This window comes from Streptococcus vestibularis ATCC 49124, assembly GCF_000188295.1.
Lineage (GTDB): Bacteria > Bacillota > Bacilli > Lactobacillales > Streptococcaceae > Streptococcus > Streptococcus vestibularis.
Window position 1 is genome coordinate 60,571 of sequence record NZ_GL831112.1, and the last position, 9,540, is coordinate 70,110.

At 37.9% G+C, this 9,540-nt stretch carries 11 protein-coding genes, 1 tRNA gene and 1 other RNA gene; 4 read left to right on the forward strand and 9 right to left on the reverse strand.

Annotated elements, in window-relative coordinates; all coding sequences use genetic code 11:
• The first annotated feature begins 50 nt into the window (after nucleotides 1-50).
• Entirely contained in the window at nucleotides 51-791 is a 741-nt protein-coding gene (yaaA, locus tag HMPREF9425_RS00300; RefSeq protein WP_003095798.1) for a peroxide stress protein YaaA, read from the forward strand.
• 19 nt (nucleotides 792-810) lie between these two features.
• On the opposite strand, the gene nrdG is transcribed toward yaaA, so the two are convergent.
• The 9 genes from nrdG to rpmB form a co-directional block, all read right to left on the reverse strand.
• Entirely contained in the window at nucleotides 811-1,416 is a 606-nt protein-coding gene (gene nrdG / locus HMPREF9425_RS00305) for an anaerobic ribonucleoside-triphosphate reductase activating protein (protein ID WP_003095800.1), read from the reverse strand.
• Nucleotides 1,417-1,420: 4 nt separating this feature from the next.
• Entirely contained in the window at nucleotides 1,421-1,921 is a 501-nt protein-coding gene (locus HMPREF9425_RS00310) for a GNAT family N-acetyltransferase (RefSeq protein ID WP_003091923.1), read from the reverse strand.
• A 1-nt stretch (nucleotide 1,922) separates the two neighbouring features.
• Entirely contained in the window at nucleotides 1,923-2,054 is a 132-nt protein-coding gene (locus HMPREF9425_RS10475; RefSeq protein ID WP_002885877.1) for a hypothetical protein, read from the reverse strand.
• A gap of 89 nt (nucleotides 2,055-2,143) precedes the next feature.
• The gene (nrdD, locus tag HMPREF9425_RS00315) at nucleotides 2,144-4,348 is read right to left on the reverse strand and encodes an anaerobic ribonucleoside-triphosphate reductase (protein ID WP_003095802.1); all 2,205 of its coding nucleotides are present in this window, start codon (nucleotides 4,346-4,348) and stop codon (nucleotides 2,144-2,146) included.
• Between the two features lie 98 nt (nucleotides 4,349-4,446).
• Nucleotides 4,447-6,093 carry an MFS transporter gene (locus HMPREF9425_RS00320; RefSeq protein ID WP_003095809.1) on the reverse strand — a complete coding sequence of 549 codons (1,647 nt, stop codon included), beginning with the start codon at nucleotides 6,091-6,093 and terminating at the stop codon, nucleotides 4,447-4,449.
• A 212-nt stretch (nucleotides 6,094-6,305) separates the two neighbouring features.
• The gene (locus HMPREF9425_RS00325) at nucleotides 6,306-6,611 is read right to left on the reverse strand and encodes a DUF1292 domain-containing protein (RefSeq protein ID WP_002887079.1); all 306 of its coding nucleotides are present in this window, start codon (nucleotides 6,609-6,611) and stop codon (nucleotides 6,306-6,308) included.
• Nucleotides 6,612-6,718: 107 nt separating this feature from the next.
• Nucleotides 6,719-7,138, reverse strand: coding sequence for a Holliday junction resolvase RuvX (ruvX, locus tag HMPREF9425_RS00330; RefSeq protein WP_003091988.1), 420 nt, complete (start codon nucleotides 7,136-7,138; stop codon nucleotides 6,719-6,721).
• Nucleotides 7,138-7,404 carry an IreB family regulatory phosphoprotein gene (locus tag HMPREF9425_RS00335; RefSeq protein ID WP_002885737.1) on the reverse strand — a complete coding sequence of 89 codons (267 nt, stop codon included), beginning with the start codon at nucleotides 7,402-7,404 and terminating at the stop codon, nucleotides 7,138-7,140. Before HMPREF9425_RS00335 ends, ruvX begins: the two co-directional genes overlap by 1 nt.
• 123 nt (nucleotides 7,405-7,527) lie before the next feature.
• On the reverse strand, nucleotides 7,528-7,716 hold the full coding sequence (gene rpmB, locus HMPREF9425_RS00340; protein ID WP_002885786.1) for a 50S ribosomal protein L28: 189 nt from the start codon (nucleotides 7,714-7,716) through the stop codon (nucleotides 7,528-7,530).
• Between the two features lie 169 nt (nucleotides 7,717-7,885).
• Here rpmB and HMPREF9425_RS00345 point away from each other — a divergent pair, with 169 nt between their 5' ends.
• From HMPREF9425_RS00345 to HMPREF9425_RS00350, 3 genes are all read left to right on the forward strand, one after another.
• A complete protein-coding gene (locus HMPREF9425_RS00345) occupies nucleotides 7,886-9,154 on the forward strand; it encodes a replication-associated recombination protein A (protein ID WP_003092076.1) in 1,269 nt (422 codons plus the stop codon).
• Nucleotides 9,155-9,240: 86 nt separating this feature from the next.
• Nucleotides 9,241-9,435, forward strand: a non-coding RNA gene (ssrS, locus tag HMPREF9425_RS09140) — 6S RNA.
• Nucleotides 9,436-9,508 (forward strand) — tRNA-Lys (locus HMPREF9425_RS00350).
• Nucleotides 9,509-9,540 lie beyond the last annotated feature (32 nt).

Consider the following 9,540-nt stretch of genomic DNA (forward strand, 5'->3'; position numbering starts at 1 on the left):
TGTTGGATAGAATTCTTGACGAAATGCTTGCTTGACTTTACAATATCAGTATGATTAGATTTTTAATTCCAACCGCAAAAGAAATGAAGCCCCTTGATGAAGTTCCGTATCAGAAGATTTCTGAAAAGAGTGTGGCTATTCTCAAAGAAATGGCAAAATTATCCACAGATGACTTATCCACAGTTTATAACATTAAACCTGAGCAGGCTCGCAAAGAAAAGCAGCGCTGGGATAGAATTTTGTCTGGAGAAGCAAGGAGCTATCCTGCAATAGAGCTTTTTAATGGCTTGATGTATCGCCATATTAAACGTAGTGACTTATCCACATGTGAAAAAGATTTCTTAAGCCAACAGGTGTTTATAACATCTTCTTTTTATGGGATTATTCCAGCTTTTTATTCAATTCAGGAACATCGTCATGATTTTCATACCAAGGTTAAGGTTAATGGTCAGTCCTTAAAAAACTACTGGCGTTCTGAATATGATAAATTCTTAGAAGAAAGTCAAGTTTCAGTTGTTTCCTTACTTTCAAATGAATTTGAAGATGTCTTTAGTCCAAGTCTTCGTAAGCAGTTATTCACAGTTAGTTTTATGGAAGACCGTAATGGCCTTCTTAAGACACATTCAACGATTTCTAAAAAGGCTAGAGGAGCCTTTTTGACAGCTGTAATGAAGGAAAATTGTCGAACCATAGATGCCTTACGAGAATTATCCTTTGATGAGTTCTACTATCGTAAGAATTTATCTTCTGATAGTGAATTGGTTTTTGTAAAGAAAGTTAAAAAAGCCTGAGTTACAAACTCAGACTTTTTTATATCATGTCTTTACGATCGACTTGCTCATAGTTGTTTTGACCGTCATTCAACTTGTCCCAGATAACAACCTTTCCTTGATCAAGAGATTTTTTGACATCAATAATACGTTGATTAGATGATCCTCGAAACTGGAGCATAAGGTTCTTCTTAGTAATGTCAAAACGTCCATCTACAAGAATGTCAACGAGATGAAGAAGTTCTAGCTTATCAGGAGTTTCAAACATTAGCTCTTCCCAAGTATAACCAGTCCAAGACCAAATGTCTTTTTCGGGTAGTTCCTTATGAATGCGTTTGACTAGGGGAATGAGAATTCCTGTGTTTAGGAAGGGTTCACCACCAAGTAGCGTGAGACCTTGCACGTAAGGTTGAGCTAGATCCCTCATGATTTGTTCTTCAAGTTCTTTAGTATAGGGAATTCCTGCCTTAAAGGACCAGGTGGCAGCGTTATAGCATCCCTTACAGTGAAACATGCAACCAGATACGTAAAGGGAGTTACGTACGCCTTCACCATCAACGAAATTAAAAGCTTTGTAGTCAATAATGCGTCCTAGGCTAAGTTCTTCAGACTTCCATTCCTGTGGCTTTGGTGTATTCCATGTCATGATTCTACTCCAAATCTATCCAATAGCGCTCAGTTTCATGGCGAATGTCCTCCAACTGACCACCGTTGGCTAATATAACAACTCGGCTAGCAGGATTCTTGATACTACAAGTGACCAGAACACGATGAATATTCTTTTCTTTAGCTATTTGTAAGCCTTGACGGAGAGATTCTTTCGCATAACCCTTTCCTCGTTCGGATGGACGGATAGAGTAGCCGATATGGCCCCCTTTTTCTAGTAAGTAGTCATTTAATCGGAGACGAAGGTTGAGAAAGCCAAGAGCATGGCCTGCTTCGTCAAAACTAACCAGCTGGATAGCAGGAACCCAGTTTTCAGGAATATTTAGTCCCGCTTCCGCTTGAAGATTTTCTTCTAGCCACTCTTCATAAACAAAATTGTCGGGGTTCCAAAATCCACCATCATGGGAAGATTTCTCCCTTTCAAATTCAGTCATCATATCTAAGATAGCTTCTTTATCTGTTTGACTTGGTCGGCGTAAGATCATATTATTTCTTCTTTCCAGCTTTTTTCAAAAGGGCTTGGACACGTGCTTTTTTATCGTTTTTGACGGTTGCATTTTTTTCGTGGTAACGTTCCACTTGTTGCATACCTTTATAATCTAATTGATATTTTCCCATTATATTCCTTTCTAAAAATGAAATAAGCAAAGCAGTTGGAAGGTATCATCCAGCTGCTTCTAGTTTATTATAATGTATTCTAGGTCTTATTAAAGGTGTTTACCTTCATATTTTATGGTTGAACCATTCATATGTTTCACACGGGCAGAGATTTCTTTGTGGCGTCCTTTAACCATAGGGCGAGCCTGTGGATTTCCTAAATAACCACATGTGCGTTTGACGACATCAACTGTTTTTGGATCTGTGTTGCCACAGTTAGGGCACATGAATCCACGTTCTGTTGGAGTGAAATCCCCTTCAAAATCACACTTGTAGCATTTATCAATTGGAGTATTAGTACCAAGATAGCCGACACGGTCGTAGGCAAAATCCCAGACAGATTCAAGTGCCTTAGGATTTTGTTGGAGGACTGGATACTCACAATAATGGATAAATCCACCGGTTGCACCAGCTTTTGGGTAAACTTTTTCGAATTCTAATTTTTCAAATGGTGTTGGATTTTTACGAACATCGTAGTGGAAAGAGTTGGTGTAATATTCTTTATCTGTGATATCAGTTACAACACCGAATTTTTCAGTATCCAAGCGACAGAAACGATCTGTTAAGCTTTCTGATGGTGTTGAATAAACAGAGAAATGATAGTCATATTCGTCAGACCAACTTTCACAAGCATTTTTCATGGCTTTAACGATATTTATAGTAAATGTCTTGGCTTCTAGATTAGTCTCCCAATCGCTACCATAAAAAACAGCTGCTACTTCATAAAGCCCAATATAACCAAGTGATACGGTTGCACGACGATGTTTAAAGAGTTGATCTACATTGTCGAACTTGCCAAGTCGTTGACCGAATGCACCATACTGATAAAGAATAGGTGCATTGGCAGGTGTAGCTTCTTTTACCCGTTCAACTCGGTAAACAAGAGCATCTTTAGCAATTCCTATTCTTTCTTCAAAAATTTCCCAAAATTTATCTTGGTCTCCTTTAGATTCTAGGGCAATTCTAGGAAGATTAAGGGTGACTACGCCAAGATTCATTCGTCCAGAATTAACTTCAACGCCATTTTCATCTTTCCAACCCTGAAGGAAGGAACGACATCCCATAGGGGCTTTGAAGGAACCTGTCAATTCAATGATTTTGTCATATGATAGGATATCTGGATACATACGCTTAGTAGCACATTCAAGTGCTAGCTGTTTAATGTCGTAGTTAGGTGAATTAGGTTCCAAGTTAAGTCCGCGCTTTAGGGTGAAGATGAGTTTAGGGAAAATGGCTGTACGGTGTTCGGAGCCAAGTCCTAAAATACGAACTTGTAGGATGGCTTTTTGGATTTCACGCTCAAACCAGTTTGTTCCCAAACCAAAACCGAGAGAGGTGAATGGTGTTTGACCATTTGAGGTGAAAAGTGTATTTATCTCGTACTCAAGAGATTGCATAGCATCATAAATATCTTTACGCGTTTTAGCACGAGCATAGTCTTCCTGTTTTTCCTCAGTCACCCATTCTTTAGCATCTGCTAAATGTTTCTTGTAGTTGAGTTCTGCATAAGGCGCTAAGAACTCATCGATGCGGTCTGCTGTACATCCACCATACTGACTAGAGGCAACATTTGCGATGATTTGTGAAATTTGTGCTGTTGCAGTTTGAATGGATTTGGGACTTTCTACTTCAGCGTTACCGATTTTAAAACCATTTGCCAACATACTTTTGAAGTCAATCAAACAACAGTTTGTCATAGGCGTGTAAGGGCTGTAGTCTAAATCGTGGAAATGGATATCTCCCTTTTGATGAGCATTTGCTACATGTGGAGGAAGCATCTTAAGTCCAACGGATTTTCCAACAATACCTGCGGTTAAATCACGTTGTGTATTGTATAAATCACTATCTTTATTGGCATTTTCATGAACAACAGCCTGATCTTTATTAACCAGTTTGTTAATGGTGAAATTGATATCAGTAGCCTGAGAACGCTCAAAATCACGTTTGGTACGGTAGTTAATGTATTCTTGAGCAATAGCGTATTCGTTAGCTTCGAGTAACTCATGCTCTACGATACTCTGAATTTCGTATATTTTGATATTGTGAGAGAATCGATCATTGATTTCGGCCACAATACGGGTGGCAATTCCCTCCAATTTAGTCTCAATTATTGGTGTGATAGGTGTAATAGCCTCACTTGCTTTGAGAATAGCTTCATATATTTTACTTGAATCAAAGACAACCATACGACCATCGCGTTTGATGACTTTGATATCAGGGTTGACTGTAACCTTTTCTTGTTCTAATGTAATCATCTAAAAATCACCTCGCTACTAATTATAGCACTAGGTAAAAAAAAATCAATATATTGTGGTATATTTTTATATCAACCACTATATATTGATTTTTCAACCTATTTTAGGACATAGACAGTATATCGTTCAACGCCTTTTACAGGTGCTTTTTTATAGTTTTTTGAAAGTGTCGATTTAATCTCAGAAGGCAATTGCGTATCTTGCTGGACAACGATATATTGTGCAGAGTCCTGAATAAGAGTGTCTAAAAGAGCCTTTTGATGACTTGGTTTAGCTGTGTTAAGTTCTGGAAGAACAAATGGTGAAGCTGATTTACGATTACTTCTCAAATAAATTTTTGCTGATGAATCATAAACGTAAATAGTTTCATCTTTCTTGGTATTTTTAGCGAGGTAATTTGCGACAGTGCTACGTTCAGCATTATTTCCTAAATTAAATAGGAACATGATGATTGGCATAGCAAAGGCAAATGCAAAAACTATTATAGGTAAGAAATAATTACGGCTAAGGAAGATACCAAAAACTTTTAGCGTGTGGATTTGGTTAGCATTACGACGTCGGTGAGAGGTTCGCTTCGCTCTTTTTTTAATAGCATCATCTAAAGAAAGTGCTGTCAAGACTAGACCATAAGGTACGATGTTGAGAATACTGTAAAGTCCAAAACTTTGAGAGAACAAGCTGTAAACCACTGTAAAGATAAAACTAAGGAGTAGTACCCACTTGATACTCTTATCTTTAGCATAGCCCATAAGGTGGTTGCTTGTAGTAAGTGCACCAATAAGTAATCCAGAGCCGATAACAGCAAAACTTTGGTAAGCTAACGTAAGTAGAAAGTTATTTTTTTCTACAGTGAGTTGTGTAAAGTTGTAAACCAAAACTTGGTTAACATAGTCTGATGTAATTTGTAAATTTAGGATAAAGTAAAGACATAGATACAATACTAGAATGTTACCAAAAATAATACAAAGAACTTGATAAAAACCACGAGCAAAGTGTTTGTTGACAAGGTTGTAAACGAAGATTGTCACAAGTGACAATATCCAGAAAATAAGAGTTCGAGCTTCAAAAAGAGCTCCCGCAGTGCCAGCGAAGCCGTAAAGAATAAAGGCTTCATCACGACTGTGACCCGCAAAGTAACGAGTTAAGAAGAAGATGGCACCTAGGACAAAAGGCATGGCAAATTGGATAGGGTAGAGACCACCAAAACCAAATGTGCCGTTAATTACAAAGAAAATGATACTAATTAGAGTGGCAATCTCCTTATTACTTGTCATGTGCATGACAGTCTTGTAAAGGTAAGTACCAGAAAGATAGTAGGTAAGGGTTTGTATAGGAATTAGCCAAAGAGTTGATCCTAAACGGAAAGCCAGAGAAACTAGGAAGTAATAAAAGAACCCACCTGTCGCAAAAAAGTCAGAGTAAGGTAAGCTACCATTGGCAAACATTTTTGCAATGTAAAGGTTTTGAGACTGTATATTATTGGCAAAGTCTGTAAAGTAGGGAACTGATATACTAAAAATACTCAAAATCAAACTGAGAATCAGAATATGACCTTTATGCTTCCGTGGAATTGAAATCTTAGTTTTTTTCTCTGTTTGAGAAGAATTAGAATCGTCTGTATGTCCCTGAATTGTCACTTCAATCTTTTCGGATTGATTATCTTGTGTATGAGATCGATGGTGGCTTCGATGATAACCTTGGTAGCCACTTGAATCTAAAGTATTGTCTTTGTTGTATGGACTCACAATTAAACTCCTTTGTTGACATTTGGAAAGTTATAAATAAAAGGGTCTTATCCCCTAATTGTCTTATTTAAAGTATATCAGATAATACCATTTAGTCAATTTTCCTCTAATTTCTTACATTTAAGAAAAAAATATCTAAAAAAGAGACTGAGATACAATATCCCAATCTCTTTTTAACAAGTCATTTCTTTACCTATGGCATTGATTATTTATTAGTTTTCGTCGATAAAGCTATTGAAAACTTCTTCAATCATATCCCATTCAGCATCTGAATCTTCAGGGATTGGTTGAAGGTCGCCTTCAGTACCGTCTTCATTTTCAGTGAATGAGTATGCTTGGATTTCAATTTCTCCGTTAGCATCTTCTTCAGCACCAGCTGGTACCAAAAGAACATAGTTTTTACCAAATTCTTCGCGTCCATCAATAGTCAACAAGATTTCAAAAAGTGTTTCATTTCCTTGTTCGTCTACTAAAGTGATGACTTCATGATCATGGTTGTGGTCGTGATTGTGTGACATATTGTTCTCCTTTTTGAAGAGAGCGCTGAATAGTGATAAAAATCTAGTATATTTGCTTGGTAGTTTACTAGATTTTCGTATGGCTATTAGGTCTCTATTACACTTTCTTAAAACATTCGATCGAGGTAGTTTTGTAGAATAAGTTGGGCAGCTAATTTATCAATAACTTTTTTACGTTTACCACGGCTGACATCTGCTTGTTCAACTAACATACGCTCGGCTTGAACAGTTGTCAAGCGCTCATCTTGGTAATCTACAGGAATTTCAAAGATTTCCTTGATTTTGTCTCCATAAGCTTTGCTTGCTTCAACACGCGGTCCTTCAGTGTTATTCATATTTTTAGGAAGACCAACGACAAATTTTTCTACCTTATATTCTTTAACGAGTTCGCCTAGTCGGTCAAAACCAAACTCTTCAGCCTCCTCGTCAATTTTGATAATTTCAACGCCTTGGGCTGTAAAACCGAGGGGATCACTAATCGCAACTCCTACTGTTTTTGAGCCAACATCAAGTCCCATTACTCGCATTAGAGGTCAATTCCATTTCCTTTAAGATAATAGCGAACGAGTTCTTCAACGATTTCATCACGTTCGTATTTACGAATCTGGTTACGGGCGTCATTATAACGCGGAACATAAGCAGGGTCACCGCTCAGAACATAACCGACGATTTGGTTGATAGGATTATAACCTTTCTCAGCCAACGAACGGTAGACATTTGTCAAAGTATTACTGATTTCATCTTTGCTACCGTCGTCTAGGTTGAAACGAACAGTTTCATCTGTAAATCCCATACTGACACCTTCTTTCTATAAGAATTATCTGTTAGTTCTTTATTATAACATAAGTATAGCCAAAAGGGAAAGACGATGAACAAAAAAGAGATGACTAAAGTCATCTCTCTATATCCAATAAGATTAAACGCGTTCAACTTTACCAGATTTAAGCGCACGAGCTGAAGCCCAAACTTTTTTAGGTTTACCATCAACAAGGATAGTAACTTTTTGAAGGTTAGGTTTAACGGCACGTTTAGTTTTGTTCATAGCGTGTGAACGGTTGTTTCCAGAAACAGTTTTACGTCCTGTAAAGTAACATACTTTAGCCATTTCGTGTTTTCCTCCTAGGTAGAATTTATTACGGATGTGCTAGCACCACATACCAAAACATTCTATCATAAGAATTTAGGTTTGACAAGAACTATTTATAATTTCTTTTTGTAACAAAATAGTATATGCTTATTATAATAAGAAAAAATCAGTTAAAAAAGGAGAGAAGATGCCAGATAATCTTGCTCTACGCATGCGTCCACGTACAATTTCAGAGGTGATTGGTCAGAAGCATCTGGTTGGTGAAGGTAAAATTATTTGCCGTATGGTAGAAGCAAATATGCTGTCGTCAATGATTCTCTACGGGCCACCAGGAATCGGGAAGACCTCAATAGCTAGTGCTATTGCAGGAACAACAAAATTTGCTTTTAGAACCTTTAATGCTACTGTTGATAGCAAGAAACGCCTACAGGAAATTGCGGAAGAGGCTAAATTTTCAGGTAGCTTAGTTCTGCTTCTAGATGAGATTCATCGTTTGGATAAAGCTAAACAAGACTTTTTATTACCACTCTTAGAGAATGGTAATATTATCATGATTGGGGCTACAACGGAAAATCCGTTTTTTTCTGTCACACCAGCCATCCGTAGTCGTGTACAAATATTTGAATTGGAACCACTCTCTAACGAGGATATTAAGGAAGCTATTCTAGGAGTTCTAGAGGATAAGGAGCGTGGCTTTGACTTTGATGTCCAGTTAGATGAAGATGCTCTAGATTTTATTGCTACGGCTACTAATGGTGATTTACGTTCGGCTTATAATTCCTTAGACTTAGCTGTCATGTCGACGCCAGCTTCAGAAGATGGATTTCGTCATATTACTTTAGATACAGTGGAAAATAGTTTACAACGTAGCTATATCACCATGGATAAAGACGGTGATGGACACTATGATGTGCTTTCTGCTTTGCAAAAATCTATTCGAGGCTCTGATGTTAATGCCAGTCTTCATTATGCAGCACGTTTAGTTGAAGCAGGAGATCTCCCTAGTCTAGCACGACGCTTGACTGTGATTGCATACGAGGATATTGGTTTAGCTAATCCTGATGCGCAAGTTCACACGGTTACAGCTTTGGAAGCTGCACAGAAAGTAGGTTTTCCAGAGGCTCGTATTTTGATAGCCAATGTAGTTGTTGACTTAGCTTTATCTCCTAAGTCAAACTCGGCTTATATGGCTATGGATGCTGCCTTGGCAGACCTTAGAAAATCAGGAAATTTACCGATTCCTCGTCATTTGAGAGATGGACACTATGCTGGAAGCAAGGAACTGGGCAATGCACAAGATTACAAGTATCCTCATGCTTATCCTGAAAAGTGGGTTAAACAACAATATCTTCCGGATAAATTAAGAGGTGTGAATTATTTCCAACCCAATGAAACCGGGAAATATGAAAGAGCTCTTGGAGCTAATAAAGAACGGATCGATAAGTTATCTAGGTAATACGAGAGGAATCAACGAAAACGATTGCAAAAAAATTGATTTTTCCTCTTGCAATAATTTTCAAAAGTGGTATTATAAGAACATAGAAATTGCTGTGGTATACGAATCCACATATAAGTGTTGACCGACTAATTTTTGTATTATCGGGAGACAGAGGTCTATTAACAGTGTGCAGGCTGGCTCACCCAGAAGCAACTGAAGTTAGTAGCGAGTCGCCCACCTGCTTTTTACGTCGCGGGTTCAATACAAACCGTGGATCATCGGTACCAATACAGCATCCAGCCTCCTTAGCTCAGTTGGTAGAGCAGTGGACTCTTAATCCATGGGTCACAGGTTCGAGCCCTGTAGGGGGCATAGAAATACAGAAGAAAAAGCCTTGATTTAAA

What these genes read in the sequence shown, in the direction of transcription:
- HMPREF9425_RS10475 (WP_002885877.1), bottom strand. Translation starts at nt 2,054, where the DNA reads ATGGGAAAATATCAATTAGATTATAAAGGTATGCAACAAGTGGAACGT.
- nrdD (WP_003095802.1), bottom strand. Translation starts at nt 4,348, where the DNA reads ATGATTACATTAGAACAAGAAAAGGTTACAGTCAACCCTGATATCAAA.
- yaaA (WP_003095798.1), top strand. Translation starts at nt 51, where the DNA reads ATGATTAGATTTTTAATTCCAACCGCAAAAGAAATGAAGCCCCTTGAT.
- HMPREF9425_RS00345 (WP_003092076.1), top strand. Translation starts at nt 7,886, where the DNA reads ATGCCAGATAATCTTGCTCTACGCATGCGTCCACGTACAATTTCAGAG.
- HMPREF9425_RS00335 (WP_002885737.1), bottom strand. Translation starts at nt 7,404, where the DNA reads ATGGGATTTACAGATGAAACTGTTCGTTTCAACCTAGACGACGGTAGC.
- HMPREF9425_RS00310 (WP_003091923.1), bottom strand. Translation starts at nt 1,921, where the DNA reads ATGATCTTACGCCGACCAAGTCAAACAGATAAAGAAGCTATCTTAGAT.
- HMPREF9425_RS00325 (WP_002887079.1), bottom strand. Translation starts at nt 6,611, where the DNA reads ATGTCACACAATCACGACCACAACCATGATCATGAAGTCATCACTTTA.
- ruvX (WP_003091988.1), bottom strand. Translation starts at nt 7,138, where the DNA reads ATGCGAGTAATGGGACTTGATGTTGGCTCAAAAACAGTAGGAGTTGCG.
- nrdG (WP_003095800.1), bottom strand. Translation starts at nt 1,416, where the DNA reads ATGACATGGAATACACCAAAGCCACAGGAATGGAAGTCTGAAGAACTT.
- rpmB (WP_002885786.1), bottom strand. Translation starts at nt 7,716, where the DNA reads ATGGCTAAAGTATGTTACTTTACAGGACGTAAAACTGTTTCTGGAAAC.